The organism is Micromonospora sp. CA-244673 (genome assembly GCF_050948395.1).
Classification (GTDB): Bacteria; Actinomycetota; Actinomycetes; order Mycobacteriales; family Micromonosporaceae; genus Micromonospora.
Map to the genome: position 1 here is coordinate 5,615,870 of NZ_CP192019.1, position 14,789 is coordinate 5,630,658.

The following is a 14,789-nucleotide window of genomic DNA, read 5'->3' on the forward strand; positions in this document are numbered from 1 at the left end:
CGCACCTGACGGGCGGGAGGCTGAGGTGGCCGAGACGACGGTGGCCGGGGTCATGGCCGAGCTGGCCGAGCTGGAGGACCCCAAGGCACGCGCGGTGAACGAGCGGCACGGTGACGACCACGGTGTGAACCTCGGCAGGCTGCGCGCGCTCGCGAAGCGGCTGAAGACGCAGCAGGACCTCGCGCTCCAGCTCTGGGAGACGGGTGACAGCGCGGCGAGACTGCTGGCGATCCTGATCTGCCGCCCCAGGGCGTTCGCGCGTGACGAGCTGGACGTCATGCTGCGCGAGGCGCGCACCCCCAAGGTGCACGACTGGCTCGTGAACTACGTGGTGAAGAAGAACCCGCACGCGGACGAGCTGCGCGTGGCCTGGTTCGCCGACCCGGATCCCGTGGTCGCGAGCGCCGGCTGGGCGCTGACCACGGAACGGGTGGCGAAGAAGCCCGAGGGCCTCGACCTCGCCGGGCTGCTCGACGTCATCGAGGCGGAGATGAAGGACGCCCCGGATCGCCTCCAGTGGGCGATGAACCACTGCCTGGCGCAGATCGGGATCGAGGATGCCGCGCTCCGGGCCCGTGCGATCGGCATCGGCGAGCGCCTGGAGGTGCTCAAGGACTACCCGACTCCCCCGGGCTGCACGTCGCCGTTCGCGCCCGTCTGGATCGCCGAGATGGTGCGCCGACAGCACGACGAGCAGGCGTGACCAGACGGAGGGCGTTCATGGCCGGCAGGGATCGACAGCAGCGGCCCGTCGCCCTGGTGACCGGTGCCGGCCGCAGCGCGGGCATCGCCGCGTCGGTGGTGGTGAAGCTGGCGCAGACCGGCTGGGATGTCGGGTTCACCTACTGGACCCCGTACGACGAGCGGATGCCCTGGGGCGCCGATCCCGAGGCCGTGAGGCAACTCCGCGACCGGGCCGGCGAGCACGGGGCGGCGACTGCCGCCACCGAGGCGGACCTCAGTGATCCTGACGCCGCCGCTGCGGTGTTGGAGACCGTGGAGCGGGAGCTGGGCCCGGTCACCGCGCTCGTCCTCGCCCACTGCGAGAGTGTCGACTCGGGCCTGCTCGACACCACCGTCGAGAGCTTCGACCGTCACTTCGCGGTCAACGCCCGGGCGAGCTGGCTCCTCATCCGCGAGTACGCCCAACGGTTCCAGGGGGCTCACGGCACCGGACGCATCATCAGCCTGACCAGCGACCACACCGCCGGGAACCTCCCCTACGGAGCCAGCAAAGGCGCTCTCGACCGGATCACCCTGGCCGCCGCCCGGGAACTGGCCCACCTCGGCGTGACGGCCAACGCCGTCAATCCGGGCCCCACCGACACCGGCTGGATGACGGCAGAGGTCAAGGATGCCGTCCTCCGGTCCACGCCACTCGGACGCCTCGGGCTCCCGCAGGACTGCGCGAACCTCGTCGCGTTCCTGTGCTCAACCAACGGGGGCTGGATCAACGGTCAGCTCCTGCACAGCGACGGCGGCTTCGCCTGACCAACGCTGCGCTCTCGGCGGCGTCACCGCCGGACGCGCAGCACGCCCGTCAGCATCGGCAGGGTGAACTCGCCGTCGGCGGTTTCGGGGCGGCTCCCGAGGAAGGCGCGGATCCGGTCGAGCCTGGCCTCCCGGTCCGGTTCCGGCATGACCAGCACCCCCGCGCGGGTCGCAAGTGTCGCGACGAGCGACTCGGCGGTCCGGCGCTGCCCGTGCGGGAACTCGGCCTGCTCCGGCGAGCCGAACCGGGCGACCAGGCCGTTGCCCGGAGAGCACAGGCCCGCCGTCGCAGCGCGCCAACTGCTCAGCGTGTCGCGCGGGCCGATCGCCGCGCTCCCGCTGACCCGTTCGAGCCCGGCCACCCAGTCGACCCGGTCGTCCATGACGTTCCACAGGCCGGCCAGGATGCCTCCGGGCGCGAGGACCCGGGCGATCTCCGGGCCGGCCACGGCCATGTCGAACCAGTGCAGGGCGTTGCCGGCCAGCACGGCGTCGACGGACGCGTCCGGCAGCGGGACCGCCTCGGCGCTGCCCGGCAGGGCCCGGACGGCCGGCAGCGCACGGCGTAGCTCGGTCAGCATCGCCGGATCGGGTTCGACCGCGACCACCTCGACGCCCAGCGCGAGCAGCGTCGCGGTCAACTTGCCGGTCCCGGCGCCCAGGTCGAGCACTCGCGGGCCGGGCGTGGGCTCAAGTGCCCAGCGCACCGCGGCCTGCGCGTAGTCCGGGCGGTGCTCGGCATACGCGGCCGCCGCCGCGCCGAACGACGAGCTGAGAAGCAACCGTTCCTCCACGCGGTCACCCTAGCCGCCGCGACCCACCCGCTGGAGCCACGTCGGACATGTGTTCGACCAGGCTGCACCGCGAACCGTCCTCGGCCCGGAACGACGACGGCCGCGTTGCGCGAGAGGCTGACCATGGCTCCCACCAGCACGATGACCGCGGAAGCGGCCTTCGGCCCGCGCTAGCGCCGGCGGATCTCCCTGGCGGGTGATTCAGCGGGCCCGGTGGAACTCGATGAGGTCGCAATTGTCGGGGTCGCCGTCGAATCGGTACAGCCAGGGCTTTCCTCGGCTGCCGGAAATCCACAGCTGAAGGTCCTCAAGCCTCAGATCCTCGGTGCTCCCTGAATCGAGGTCGAGACTCCACGTGCCCTCTTCGCTGGCCCCGGGAAGATTGCTGGTGCTGTAGCGCCCATCTTCGCCCAGCTCGATTCGTCCACCCTCAGGACTGGTGTAGACCCCTGCCAGATCCGACTCCGTGATGTCCTCGGCGGGCTGGGGTGCGCACCCGAAAAACCGGCTGCATCCCGCGGTGGTCATCGGCACCAGCAAGCTGAACGCCAGGGCCGCGGCGATTCGCGGGACCCTTCCCATCGCAGGCTCCGTCCTGCCCGGCGGACACGGAGCCGGGCGACAGCGGACTTTAGCAGCGCGCCGGGGAATGATCTTTTCGGAGCGGATTCGCTTGTGGTGTGTGGTGGGCGCGGCAGGTTTCGAACCTGCGACCCCTCGCTTGTAAGGCGAGTGCTCTCCCGCTGAGCTACGCGCCCGGAACGCCCGTACGGCGGGCCGGAGCGGCAAGCTTACCTGCCGGCCTCCGGCCCGGTCGAACGACGTGCCCGGGTGGGATCAGGCGGCGACGGCCTCGGCGAGGGCCTTGCGCCAGCCCTGCTGGTCCCGCGCCTCGCCGGGCATGTTCATCTCGGCGAACCGGACCACACCGGCCTTGTCGATGACGAAGGTGCCCCGGTTGGCGATGCCCGCGACGTCGTTGAAGACGCCGTACGCCTGGGCGACCGCGCCGTGCGGCCAGAAGTCGGCCAGCAGCGGGAACTGGTAGCCCTCCCGGTCGGCCCAGATCTTGTGGGCGTAGACCGAGTCGACGCTGACCGTCAGCACCTGGACGTCGTCGTTGACGTACTCGTTGAGGTTGTCCCGCACCTCGCACAGCTCGCCCTGGCAGATGCCGGTGAAGGCGAGCGGGTAGAAGACCAGCAGGACGGCGCGCCGGCCGCGGAAGTCGGCGAGCCGGACCTCCTGGTTGTTCTGGTCCTTGAGCACGAAGTCCGGCGCCTCGGCGCCAACCTCGATGGGCATGGGAGCTCCTTGGATCGGGTCTGGAGATGATCAGCCTGCCACACCCGGCGACACCGGCCGCCGGGCGCGGAGCCCGGCCTACTTCTTGCTCTTCGACCCGCGTCGGAGCACGAGGCGGGCGCCGCTCCAGTCGCGGCCCGCGTTGATGGTGGAGGTCTGCTGGAGGCCGGCGGTCTGCGCGCTCTCCGCGACCTCGCTCGGCTCGACGTGGCCGTCCCGGCCGGCCTTGGGCGTCAGGAGCCAGACCACGCCGTTGTCGGCCAGCGGTCCGAGGGCGTCGACGAGGAGCTCGAAGAGGTCGCCGTCGCCGTCGCGGTACCAGACGAGAACCGAGTCGACCACCTCGTCGGTGTCCTCGTCGACCAGATCTCCACAGCGGTCGGTCAGGGCGTCCCGGAGATCCTGGTCGACGTCATCGTCGTAACCCATCTCCATGACGACCATCCCCGGCTCGATCCCGAACCGGTCCGCCAGGCTGCGTACCCCGTCGGCGGCCTGACCAGCGGTCGCGCTCACTGTCGCGTGCCTCCTCATCTCATCCCTGCTCGTGGCGTCGTCCGACGCCGTCGCGCCCAGTCCACACAGTTGTGGCTTCCCGCGCAAGTGGCGCACCGGGTGGAACGGAATTTACCGTGCCAGCAGCGTACGGGCACCCTCGGTAATGGCTTCCTCGGAGACCAGAACCTGACGCGCTGCCGGACCTAATGGTACAAACGAGTCAAGTCCGGCCACCCGGCGCGCCGTGCCCACGTACCCGGCGTCGACCAGCGCGGCGATCACGCCCTCGCCCACCCCGCCCGAGCGGCGGGTCTCGTCCACCACCAGCACCCGGCCGGTGGCCGAGGCCTCCCGGATGATGTCCGCCACCGGCAGCGGGGCCAGCCAGCGCAGGTCGACCACCCGGCTGCCGACCCCCTCGTCGGCCAGGGCGGCGGCCGCGCGCAGCGACATCCGGACACCGTTACCGAAAGTGATGATGGTGAGATCCTCGGCCGAGCCGACCCCGTACACCCGGGCACGGCCGATCGGCACGTGGCGGGCGGCCCAGGCGCCGGGCTCGGCGTACTCCGCCAGCCACTCACCGTCGCCCTCGGTGTAGAGGTCGCGGGTGTGGTAGAGCGCGATCGGCTCCAGGAAGACGCTCACGGCGCCGTCCACCGCGGCGGCGGCCAGGCAGGTGCGCAGCATCGGCGCGGCGTCGTCCGGGCGGGCCGGCACCGCGATGACCAGCCCCGGCACGTCGCGGAGCACGGCCACCGAGTTGTCGTTGTGGAAGTGCCCACCGAACCCCTCCTGGTACGCCAGCCCGGCCACCCGCACCACCGCCGGGTTGCGGAACGCCCCGCGGGAGAAGAACCGCATGGTCGCCGCCTCGCCGCGCAGCTGGTCTTCGGCGTTGTGCAGGTACGCCAGGTACTGGATCTCCGGCACCGGCAGCATCCCGGCCACCCCCGCGCCCAGCGCGAGCCCGAGGATCGAGGTCTCGTCGAGCAGGGTGTCGAACACCCGCGCCGCCCCGAACCTGTCCCGCAGCCCCTTGGTCACCCCGTATACCCCGCCCTTGGCGGCCACGTCCTCGCCGAAGACGGCCATCCCGGGGTGGTCGAGCATCCCGTCGGCCAGGGCCGCGTTGATGCTCTGCGCCAGCGTGAGCGGCCCGGCCAGCTCCGGCAGCCTGCCGCCGAACGCCTCGGCCCGGGCGCCGGAGTCCGGGCCGGCCGCCCGGGCCGCCGCGTCGGCGACCGCCCGGGAGATGCGGACCGGCCGGCGCGGGGCCAGCTCGGCCACCACGTCGACCGGGGAGGCGAGCTTCGGCTCGTCCAGCACCTCCTCGGCGAGGCGGCGGACCTGCCAGCCGCGCTCGTCGTACCGGGCCAGCAGCTCCTCGCCGGTGGCGTAACCGGCCTCGACCAGCCGCCGGGCGGTCGCCAGCAGCGGGTCCCGCGCCACATCCGCGGCGATCTCCGCCGGGCTCCGGTACGCGGTCTCCGCGTCCGCCCCGGCGTGCCCCATGAGCCGCACGGTGGCCAGGTGCAGCACGGCCGGCCGCCGGTGCCGGCGCACCCAGGCCGCCGCCTCCGCCGCCACCCGGTACGCCTCGGCCACGTCGGTGCCGTCGGCGGCGAAGTAGCGGATCCCCGGCCTGGCCCGCAGGGTCTCGGCCACCCATCCCCGCGGCGAGCGCACGCTGATGCCGAGCCCGTTGTCCTCGCAGACGAACAGGACGGGGATGCGCAGCCCGGTGTGGTCGTACCAGCCGGCGGTGTTGAACGCCGCCGTCGCGGTGGCGTGGTTGACCGAGGCGTCGCCGAACGAGCAGACCACGATGGCGTCCGGGGGCCAGGGCGCGGCGCCGGAGTCCCCGTCGGCCCGCCGGCCGCCGCGGCGCAGCCGTTCCAGGGCCAGGCCCAGGCCGACGGCCCGGGGCAGGTGCGAGGCGATGGTGGAGGTGGTCGGGATGACCGCCAGGTCGGCCCGGCCGAAGACCTTGTGCCGGCCCCCGGCGATCGGCTCCGCGGCGGAGGCGACCATCCCGCGCAGCACGTCGCGGGCCGCCTCCGCGTAGGCGTCGTCGGGGTCGGGCAGGGGCAGGTCGGGTACGCCGACCGTTGCGGCGCCGACCGTGTCCACGGCCACCCCCGCCCCGGACGGCAGGCTCGCCGCCCCGGCCCCGTCACCGGCCTGCGGCGCCGCAGGGCCGGCGGGCGCGGCCGGGCTGGTGGGCGCGGCCGGGCTCGTGGGCGCGGCCGGGCTGGTGGGCGCCCCAGCGCCGTCGGTCGCCGCTGTGCCGTCGGAGGCCCCACCGCCGTCGAGCGCCCCAGCGCCGTCGGACGCCGCTGCGCCGTCGGAGGCCCCAGAGCCGTCGGATGCTCCAGCGCCGTCGGGCGCCGCGGGGCCGTCCAGCGGCAGCGCCGCCGGGGCAGGGGCCGGGTCACCGGCCAGCTCTCCGGACTCCGGCGATCCGTCCGGCCGGTCGGGGTCCGCGTCCACCTCGCCGGCGGCGGGGGTACGCGGGTCCGGAATCCGAGCGGCCGAGGCTTCCCCGGTCGGCACCGGCGCGCCGGCCGGGAAGCCGCCCGCCGCCTGGGCGGCACGCAGGCAGTAGAACGCCCCGGAGCGGTAGTGGAGCAGGGCGGGGTCGGTTGGCCGCAGCGCGGCGGCCACGGCCGCGTTGCCTTCGTGGCCGGCGGAACCGATCGTGTAGTACCCCTCGCCGAAGCTGCGCAGCCACCGCCCGGCCAGGTCGAGCAGCCGGCTGGTCAGCTGGGCGTCGAACAGGGCCAGCGCCTGCGCCCCGGTCAGCGACGCGTCGCCGGGCAGCGGTTCACCCAGGTCACGCCGCTGGGCGGGGGCGCCGAGCGCGGTGAGGGCCGCCCGGAACCGGTCGTCGAGATCTTGCGGGGTGGTCACGTCGGACAGCATTACCGACCGGAGGGCACCTCGCCCAGTCGGACACGTTCCGCCCGGCCGCGGTCAGGCCTCCCCGCACTGCTCCGGGCAGCCGCCGTCGGAGACCTTCCAGACCAGCTCACGCAGGGTGGCCAGCTCGTCGGTGGTGAGCCCGCCGAGGAGTCGGGAGTCGGACATCACGAGCCGGACCCGGTCCCGGACCCGCCGGCCCTCCGTGGTCACCACCAGCGTCTTCTGCCGCCGGTCGGCCGGGTCGACCCGCCGCTCCACCAGCCCCGCCTGCTCCAGCTTGTCGACCAGCGCGGTGACGTTGGAGCGGTCGCAGCGCAACTGCTCGGCGAGGTCGCGGGCGGGCAGCGGGTGGTCGGGGTCCAGCTCGTGCAGGGCGCGGGCGACGGCCGGGGTGAGCCCCAGCGCGGCGATCTCCTCGTCCTGGTAGTGCCGCATGGCCGAGGCGATGTGCATGATCCGGCGCACCGCGTCCCCGGCCAGGCCGGAGCGGTCGGGGACGGTGGACTGCGCCATGTCCCACATCGTACGTGCGCAGGTCAGGCGGCCCGCGTCACGGCCGCGAGCCGACGACCTCCGGGCCGCCCGGGACCGGCCGCCGGTCCGGCGCCGGCCGGGTGGCCCGCCGGGCGGCGACGGCGCCGGCCAGCAGCAGCACGGCGGTCAGGAGCGCCGGGGGCAGGGCGAGCGCCGGGCCGTGCCGGCCGGTCGCGGCGAGGGCGAGGTGCAGGCCACCGACCAGCGTCACCCCGAGCACGGCCGCGAGCAGCGTGCCGGTGGAGACGACCGCGGAGAGCGCCGCGGCCGCGCCCGCCGGCACGACGCCGGTGAGCCGGGTGACGAGCGGGCTGAACGCGGCCGCGTGCGCCGCCCCGCCGGCCACCAGCAGCGCGCTCGCCGCCGGCCACGGCCAGCCCGTGGCGGAGAGACCGGCCACCGCCACCACCACCGCCGCGAGCACCGGCGGGCCGGCGACGGGCAGCACCGCCCGGATCCGCTCCGGCAGCCGCGCCACCGCCAGGCCGCACAGGGCGAAACCCGCGGCGTACGGGACGAAGGCCAGCCCCGCCGCCAGGGCCGTGAAGCCCAGCCCGTCCTGGAGCCGCAGGGTGAGCACGAACAGGAAACCCGCGTAGCAGCCCATCACCGCGCAGCAGGCGAGCAGCCCGGCCGGCACACCGGGGTGGCGCAGCACCGTCACGTCCAGCAGCGGCGCCGCGTCGCGACGGGCGCGCCGGACCTCGTACCCGAGGAAGAGCCGCAGCCCGGCGGCGCCGGCGGCGACCGCGGCGGCCCGGACCCATCCGGGCCAGCCCAGGTCCCCGCCGAGCACGAGCGGCAGCACCAGGGTGAGCATCGCGGCGGCGAGGAGCAGCACGCCCGGCAGGTCCAGCGGCTCGCGCCGGGGCGGGTCGGCCGGCAGGCCGGCGAACACCCGCCGCCCGACGAGCTGGAGCACCACACCGACCGGCACGTTCACCAGGAACGCGGCCCGCCAGGTCAGGCCGCCCAGGTCGACGGTCACCAGCAGCCCGCCGGCGACCTGCCCGGCGGCCACGCCGAGGGCCAGCACCATCGAGTACGCCCCGATCGCCCGCGCCCGGGCCGTGGCTGGGACCGCCGCCTGGATCAGCGACAGCACCTGCGGGACCATGAGCGCGCCGGCGGCGCCCTGCGCCACCCGGGCCAGCACCAGCGCGGCCGGTCCCGGGGCGAGGCCGCACGCCAGCGAGGCGAGGGTGAACCCGGCCAGGCCGAGCAGGAAGACCCGCGGGTACCCGTGCCGGGCGCCGAGCCGGGCCCCGGCCACCACCAGCACGGCGAAGGTGAGGGTGTAGCCGGCCAGCACGAGCTGCTGCACGGCCGGCGGTCCGGCCAGGTCGGCCCGGATCGCGGGCGCGGCCACCGCCGCGATCGAGGTGTCCATGGAGGCCATCGCCTGCCCGGTGAGCAGGACGGTGAGCAGGGCGGCGGTCCGGTGGGTCGACTCGGTCACGGCCGCCACCCTGCCCGCCCCCGCGGGCGGCGGTCTTGTCGATCCTTGCGGGGCGGCCGTGTCGGCCAGTCGGCCTACGCTGACCGGCATGCGTACCGCCACCCTGTTGCTGGCGCATCCGGACTTCCGGATCGGTGTGGTGCGGTGCCGGGACGACCACACCGGCTGGTCGGCGCCCGAGCCGGCCTCCGCGTACGGCCTCGTGCTGACCCGGCGGGGCGGCTTCCGCCGGGCCGGGCGCGGCGGCGCCGAGTTCGTCGAGCCGACGGTCGCCTACCTGACCGTGCCGGGTGAGGAGGAACGCTTCGCCCACCCGGCGGGCGGGGACGACTGCACCTCGGTACACCTGTCCGAGCGGCTGTGGCGGGAGCTGTTCGCGGACCGGCCGGCGCCGGCCGTGGTGCACGTCGACGCGCGGGTGGACCTGGCCCACCGGCTGCTGCTGCGGTCCGTGACCGACCCCGACCACGCGGCGGCCGAGCGGCTGGTCCGGCTGCTCGGCGCGGCCACCGGGCCGGCGGGCGGGAGCGGGCGGGACGGGCGGCTCGTCGAGCGGGCCCGCGCCGCCCTGCACGACGGCGCGCCCGAGGCCGCCGGGCTGCTGCCGCTGGCGCGGGCGCTCGGGGTCTCGCCCTACCGGCTCAGCCGCGAGTTCCAGGCCCGGGTCGGGGTGCCGCTGACCCGCTACCGCAACCGGCTGCGGGTCGGGCGCCTCCTCGACCGGCTGGAGGAGGGTGCGGAGAGCCTCGCCGGGCTCGCCGTCGAGCTGGGCTTCGCCGACCAGGCCCACCTGACCCGCACGGTCCGCGCCCAGCTGGGTCACACCCCCGGCCGGCTGCGCCGGCTGCTGGGCTGACCCCGGCTTCGCGGAGGGTCAGCCGGGCAGGAAGGAGAAGCGGACCTGCCGGTCGGGGTTGTCGCCGTTGGTGTCGACCAGGCAGATCGACTGCCAGGTGCCGAGCTTGAGCCGCCCGCCGAGCACCGGCAGGGTGGCGTACGGGGGGACGAAGGCGGGCAGCACGTGGTCCCGGCCGTGCCCGGGCGAGCCGTGCTGGTGCTGCCAGCGGTCGTCGGAGGGGAGCAGGTCGTCGAGCGCGCGCAGCAGGTCGTCGTCCGAGCCGGCGCCGGTCTCGATGATCGCCAGGCCGGCGGTGGCGTGCGGCACGAAGACGTGCAGCAGGCCGTCCCCCTGGCCGGCGACGAACCGCTCGGCCTCGCTCGTGATGTCCCGGACGGTCGGGCGGGACCCGGTCTGGACGGTGATCACCTCACTGCGCATACCTCGCATTCTGCCGCAGCCGGACGGCGGCCGCCGCCGCCCGCGCCTCCGGCCCGGATCGGCACCGCCGGCGATCGCACAAAGTTACCGGCGAGTACCTGTGTTCAGCGTCGCGTCTGGGGGAGGGAGACGTGACGACAAGCGCCACCAGGGGGCAGGATGGCGCTAGAGACCTATCCCACACAGAACCGAGGGAACGCCTGTGGCTACGGAACGCAAGCGCCCGGTGATCACCGCTGGTCTGCCGAGCCAGCTTCCGGACATCGACCCTGAAGAGACCAGCGAATGGGTCGAGTCGCTTGACGGTGTCATCGACGAGCGCGGAACCAAGCGCGCCCGGTACGTCATGCTGAGCCTGCTGGAGCGGGCCCGCGAGCGCCAGGTCGGGGTGCCCTCCCTGACCACCACCGACTACATCAACACCATCCCGCCGGAGCGCGAACCGTGGTTCCCGGGTGACGAGCACGTCGAGCGGCGGCTCCGGGCCTACATCCGGTGGAACGCCGCCATGCTGGTGCACCGGGCGCAGCGGCCGGAGATCGGCGTGGGCGGCCACATCTCCACCTTCGCCAGCTCCGCGTCCCTCTACGAGGTGGGCTTCAACCACTTCTTCCGGGGCAAGGACCACCCGGGCGGCGGCGACCACATCTTCTACCAGGGCCACGCCTCCCCCGGCATGTACGCGCGGGCCTTCCTGGAGGGCCGGCTCAGCGCCGACCAGCTCGACGGCTTCCGGCAGGAGCTGTCGCACCCGGGTGGCGCGCTGCCGTCGTACCCGCACCCGCGGCTGATGCCGGACTTCTGGGAGTTCCCCACGGTGTCGATGGGCCTGGGCCCGATGAACGCGATCTACCAGGCGCGGTTCAACCGCTACCTGCAGCACCGCGGCATCAAGGACACCTCCCAGCAGCACGTCTGGGCGTTCCTCGGCGACGGCGAGATGGACGAGGTCGAGTCGCTCGGCGCGATCGGCGTGGCCGCCCGCGAGGAGCTGGACAACCTCACCTTCGTGATCAACTGCAACCTGCAGCGGCTGGACGGCCCGGTCCGCGGCAACGGCAAGGTCATGCAGGAGCTGGAGGCGTTCTTCCGGGGCGCCGGCTGGAACGTCATCAAGGTCGTCTGGGGCCGGGAGTGGGACCCGCTGCTCGCCGCGGACACCGACGGCGCGCTGGTCAACCTCATGAACACCACGCCCGACGGTGACTACCAGACCTACAAGGCGGAGTCCGGGGCGTACGTACGGGAGCACTTCTTCGGCCGCGACCCGCGGACCCGCAAGATGGTCGAGCACCTCAGCGACGACGAGATCTGGAACCTCAAGCGGGGTGGCCACGACTACCGGAAGCTCTACGCGGCCTACAAGGCGGCCATGGAGCACACCGGCCAGCCGACGGTGATCCTGGCCAAGACCATCAAGGGCTGGACGCTGGGCTCGCACTTCGAGGCCCGCAACGCGACCCACCAGATGAAGAAGCTGACGCTGGAGGATCTCAAGCTCTTCCGCGACCGGCTCTACCTCGACATCCCGGACAAGCAGCTGGAGGACAACCCGTACCTCCCGCCGTACTTCCACCCGGGCGAGAAGTCCGACGAGATGGAGTACCTGCACGAGCGGCGCAAGCAGCTCGGCGGCTACCTGCCGACCCGTCGGACCACCGGCAAGACGCTGCAGATCCCGGGCACCGAGCGCTTCTCCGACGTCAAGCGCGGCTCGGGCAAGCAGAAGGTCGCCACCACCATGGCCTTCGTCCGGCTGCTCAAGGACCTCATGAAGGACAAGGAGTTCGGCAAGCGCTGGGTGCCGATCATCCCGGACGAGGCCCGCACCTTCGGCATGGACTCGCTCTTTCCGACGGCGAAGATCTACTCGCCGCACGGGCAGCGGTACACCTCGGTGGACCGGGAGCTGTTCCTGTCGTACAAGGAGGCCACCACCGGCCAGATCCTGCACGAGGGGATCAACGAGGCCGGCTCGGTCGCCTCGTTCACGGCGGCCGGCACCTCGTACGCCACCCACGACGAGCCGATGATCCCGCTCTACATCTTCTATTCGATGTTCGGGTTCCAGCGGACCGGCGACGGGCTCTGGGCCGCGGCCGACCAGATGGCGCGGGGCTTCCTGCTGGGCGCGACCGCCGGCCGGACCACGCTCAACGGTGAGGGCCTGCAGCACGAGGACGGCCACTCGCTGCTGCTCGCCGCCACCAACCCGGCGGTGGCCGCCTACGACCCGGCCTTCGCCTTCGAGATCTCGCACATCATGGAGAGCGGCCTGCACCGCATGTACGGCGAGGCGCAGGAGAACATCTTCTACTACCTCACCGTCTACAACGAGCCGATCTTCCAGCCGGCCGAGCCGGAGGGCGTGGACGTCGAGGGCATCGTCAAGGGCATCTACCGCTACTCGCCGGCCCCGCAGGTCGACGGGGACGCGCCGAAGGCCAACGTCCTGGCCTCCGGCACGGGCATGCAGTGGGCGCTCAAGGCGCAGAAGCTGCTCGCCGAGGACTGGGGCGTGGCCGCCGATGTCTGGTCGGTGACGTCCTGGACCGAGCTGCGCCGGGACGCGGTGGAGTGCGAGGAGCACAACCTGCTCAACCCGGGTGGCGAGCAGCGGGTGCCGTACATCCAGCGGAAGCTGGCCGACGCCGACGGGCCGAAGGTCGCGGTGAGCGACTGGATGCGCGCGGTGCCGGACCTGATCGCCCGCTGGGTACCGGGTGACTACACCTCGCTCGGCACGGACGGCTTCGGCATGTCGGACACGCGGCACGCGCTGCGACGCCACTTCCACGTGGACGCCGAGTCGGTGGCCGTGGCGACGCTGCGCCAGCTCGCGCTGCGCGGCGCCGTGCCGGCCCACGTGCCGGCCGAGGCCGCCAAGAAGTACGCGCTGGACGACGTCACCGCCGCCCCGGTCGGGGAGACCGGCGGCGACAGCTGACCCATCGGTACGACAGGGGCCCGGCGCGCGAAGCGCCGGGCCCCTTCGCCGTCTTCTGCCGGTGACTCACGCCGGCGCGCGGGCCGGGCTCAGGGCGGCGACGAAGGGCTCGACGGCGGCGCGCCAGCCGGCGGGGTTGTCGTAGTGCAGGACGTGCCCGGCGTCGGGGACCAGCGCGAAGCGCCCGTCGGGCAGCAGCGCCGCCATCTCCCGCTGCCGGTCGACCGGCTGGTCGCTCTGCGCCCCGGCGACCACCAGCGCGGGGCATCGCACGGCGGCGAGCTCGGGCCGGTGGTCGCGGTCCGCCCAGTGCGCCAGGGAGGCGAGCAGGTGCTCGGGACGGGCGAGCGGACGCCACCCGTCCGGGGCGCCGGCCATCACCTCCACGAAGGACTCACCCTCGGTCCGCCGCTCGGCCCCGAAGAAGTCCCGCACGTCCGCCAGGGTCGGGAAGGGCACCGGCCACCCGGCCAGCCAGCGCCGCCACCGGTCGACCAGGTCGGGCGGGGTCACCGGGTTCAGGTCGGCGATCACCACGCCCCGGACCAGATCCGGCCGGGCGCCGGCGAGCTGCCAGGCGGTGAGCCCGCCCATCGAGTGGCCGACCACCAGCGCCGGCGCCAGGTCGAGCGCGTCGATCACGGCGACCGCGTCACCGACGTACGCCGGGCGGTCGTACGGGCCGTCGGGCTTGTCGCTGTGGCCGTGCCCGCGCGCGTCGTAGCCGACGACCCGGCCGTAGCGGGTGAGCCAGCGGGCGGTGGCCGTCCAATTCGCCGCACGGCCGGTGAGACCGTGCAGCAGCAGGATCCCCGGCCCGTCGCCCCCGAAGTCGACCACGTTGAGCCCGGTCCCGGCGTGTCCCTCGATGCGCATGCGCCCTCTCCATACCTCGAATCGAGGTACACCGTATCGAGGCACCGTCGCGGCGGGCAAGGCAGAATGCGAAGGGTGTTGGAGTTGTCGATCCTGGGATTCCTGGGCGAAGGGCCGCTGCACGGCTACGAGCTGAAGGGCCGGATCGCGCGGCTCGCCGGCTACGCCCGGCCGGTCAGCGACGGCAGCCTCTACCCGGCCATCAACCGGCTGGAGCGGGCCGGGCTGGTCAGCCGGGAACGCGAGCCGGGCGCCGCGGCGGCGCCCCGGCACACCCTGTCGCTCACCGACGCCGGACGGGCGGAGCTGCGTCGGCGACTGCGTGAGCCGGCCGAGCTGGATGTCACGGACCAGAACCGGTTCTTCACGCTGCTGGCCTTCCTCGGCCAGCTCGGCGACCGGGCGGCGCAGGCCACGGTGCTCGAACGGCGGTTGGCCTTCCTCGACGAGCCGGCCAGCTTCTTCGCCACCGGCGACCGGCCGCAACGGGCCGCGGAGCAGACCGACCCCTTCCGGCGCGGGATGCTGGTGATGGCCCGGGAGATCAGCCGGGCCGAGCGGACCTGGCTCCGGGCCACGATCGCGGAGCTACGGGCGAACTGAGCGCGCGAGACGTGACAATGGTCCGGCGTCCCTGGCGGGGACGCCGGACCATCACCATCGCGGGCGACGCCGGGACAA

The 14,789-nt window shown here is 73.8% G+C and carries 14 protein-coding genes and 1 tRNA gene; 5 read left to right on the forward strand and 10 right to left on the reverse strand.

What is annotated here, in order from left to right:
* Positions 1-25 precede the first annotated feature (25 nt).
* Positions 26-703 carry a DNA alkylation repair protein gene (locus ACQP12_RS25635; protein WP_433282642.1) on the forward strand — a complete coding sequence of 226 codons (678 nt, stop codon included), beginning with the start codon at positions 26-28 and terminating at the stop codon, positions 701-703.
* A complete protein-coding gene (locus tag ACQP12_RS25640; RefSeq protein ID WP_433282644.1) occupies positions 700-1,491 on the forward strand; it encodes an SDR family oxidoreductase in 792 nt (263 codons plus the stop codon). Before ACQP12_RS25635 ends, ACQP12_RS25640 begins: the two co-directional genes overlap by 4 nt.
* Positions 1,492-1,514: 23 nt before the next feature.
* Here the strand turns inward: ACQP12_RS25640 and ACQP12_RS25645 are convergent, their stop codons facing one another.
* The 8 genes from ACQP12_RS25645 to ACQP12_RS25680 all read right to left on the reverse strand — a co-directional run bounded on the left by ACQP12_RS25645 (position 1,515) and on the right by ACQP12_RS25680 (position 9,006).
* Positions 1,515-2,285, reverse strand: a complete 771-nt coding sequence (locus ACQP12_RS25645) for a class I SAM-dependent methyltransferase (RefSeq protein WP_433282646.1) — start codon at positions 2,283-2,285, stop codon at positions 1,515-1,517.
* 201 nt (positions 2,286-2,486) lie between these two features.
* On the reverse strand, positions 2,487-2,867 hold the full coding sequence (locus ACQP12_RS25650) for a hypothetical protein (protein ID WP_433282647.1): 381 nt from the start codon (positions 2,865-2,867) through the stop codon (positions 2,487-2,489).
* A 101-nt stretch (positions 2,868-2,968) separates the two neighbouring features.
* Positions 2,969-3,043, reverse strand: a tRNA-Val gene (locus tag ACQP12_RS25655).
* Positions 3,044-3,122: 79 nt separating this feature from the next.
* Positions 3,123-3,590: a peroxiredoxin gene (locus ACQP12_RS25660; RefSeq protein ID WP_433282649.1), complete on the reverse strand. Its 468-nt coding sequence runs from the start codon at positions 3,588-3,590 to the stop codon at positions 3,123-3,125.
* Between the two features lie 78 nt (positions 3,591-3,668).
* A complete protein-coding gene (locus ACQP12_RS25665; protein ID WP_148794571.1) occupies positions 3,669-4,106 on the reverse strand; it encodes a DUF3052 domain-containing protein in 438 nt (145 codons plus the stop codon).
* Between the two features lie 111 nt (positions 4,107-4,217).
* Positions 4,218-7,013 carry a thiamine pyrophosphate-dependent enzyme gene (locus ACQP12_RS25670; RefSeq protein WP_433282652.1) on the reverse strand — a complete coding sequence of 932 codons (2,796 nt, stop codon included), beginning with the start codon at positions 7,011-7,013 and terminating at the stop codon, positions 4,218-4,220.
* Between the two features lie 51 nt (positions 7,014-7,064).
* Positions 7,065-7,526: a MarR family winged helix-turn-helix transcriptional regulator gene (locus ACQP12_RS25675; protein ID WP_433282654.1), complete on the reverse strand. Its 462-nt coding sequence runs from the start codon at positions 7,524-7,526 to the stop codon at positions 7,065-7,067.
* A gap of 37 nt (positions 7,527-7,563) precedes the next feature.
* A complete protein-coding gene (locus ACQP12_RS25680) occupies positions 7,564-9,006 on the reverse strand; it encodes an MFS transporter (protein ID WP_433282656.1) in 1,443 nt (480 codons plus the stop codon).
* Between the two features lie 88 nt (positions 9,007-9,094).
* On the opposite strand from ACQP12_RS25680, the gene ACQP12_RS25685 reads away from it, so the two are divergent.
* Positions 9,095-9,862: a helix-turn-helix domain-containing protein gene (locus ACQP12_RS25685; protein WP_433282658.1), complete on the forward strand. Its 768-nt coding sequence runs from the start codon at positions 9,095-9,097 to the stop codon at positions 9,860-9,862.
* Positions 9,863-9,880: 18 nt separating this feature from the next.
* Here ACQP12_RS25685 and ACQP12_RS25690 read toward each other — a convergent pair whose 3' ends face one another.
* Complete coding sequence (locus tag ACQP12_RS25690) at positions 9,881-10,285, reverse strand: secondary thiamine-phosphate synthase enzyme YjbQ (RefSeq protein ID WP_357939474.1); 405 nt, start codon at positions 10,283-10,285, stop codon at positions 9,881-9,883.
* A gap of 202 nt (positions 10,286-10,487) precedes the next feature.
* On the opposite strand from ACQP12_RS25690, the gene aceE reads away from it, so the two are divergent.
* Entirely contained in the window at positions 10,488-13,232 is a 2,745-nt protein-coding gene (gene aceE, locus ACQP12_RS25695; RefSeq protein ID WP_433282660.1) for a pyruvate dehydrogenase (acetyl-transferring), homodimeric type, read from the forward strand.
* Positions 13,233-13,298: 66 nt separating this feature from the next.
* Here the strand turns inward: aceE and ACQP12_RS25700 are convergent, their stop codons facing one another.
* Positions 13,299-14,108 (reverse strand): alpha/beta fold hydrolase, encoded by an 810-nt coding sequence (locus ACQP12_RS25700; protein WP_433282662.1) that lies wholly within the window; start codon positions 14,106-14,108, stop codon positions 13,299-13,301.
* A 75-nt stretch (positions 14,109-14,183) separates the two neighbouring features.
* On the opposite strand from ACQP12_RS25700, the gene ACQP12_RS25705 reads away from it, so the two are divergent.
* A complete protein-coding gene (locus ACQP12_RS25705; RefSeq protein WP_357939468.1) occupies positions 14,184-14,711 on the forward strand; it encodes a PadR family transcriptional regulator in 528 nt (175 codons plus the stop codon).
* Positions 14,712-14,789 lie beyond the last annotated feature (78 nt).

Bases quoted from the DNA above. Each gene is read 5' to 3' on its own strand.
- ACQP12_RS25670 (WP_433282652.1), bottom strand. From the start codon at position 7,013: ATGCTGTCCGACGTGACCACCCCGCAAGATCTCGACGACCGGTTCCGG.
- ACQP12_RS25700 (WP_433282662.1), bottom strand. From the start codon at position 14,108: ATGCGCATCGAGGGACACGCCGGGACCGGGCTCAACGTGGTCGACTTC.
- ACQP12_RS25675 (WP_433282654.1), bottom strand. From the start codon at position 7,526: ATGGCGCAGTCCACCGTCCCCGACCGCTCCGGCCTGGCCGGGGACGCG.
- ACQP12_RS25685 (WP_433282658.1), top strand. From the start codon at position 9,095: ATGCGTACCGCCACCCTGTTGCTGGCGCATCCGGACTTCCGGATCGGT.
- ACQP12_RS25660 (WP_433282649.1), bottom strand. From the start codon at position 3,590: ATGCCCATCGAGGTTGGCGCCGAGGCGCCGGACTTCGTGCTCAAGGAC.
- ACQP12_RS25650 (WP_433282647.1), bottom strand. From the start codon at position 2,867: ATGGGAAGGGTCCCGCGAATCGCCGCGGCCCTGGCGTTCAGCTTGCTG.
- ACQP12_RS25690 (WP_357939474.1), bottom strand. From the start codon at position 10,285: ATGCGCAGTGAGGTGATCACCGTCCAGACCGGGTCCCGCCCGACCGTC.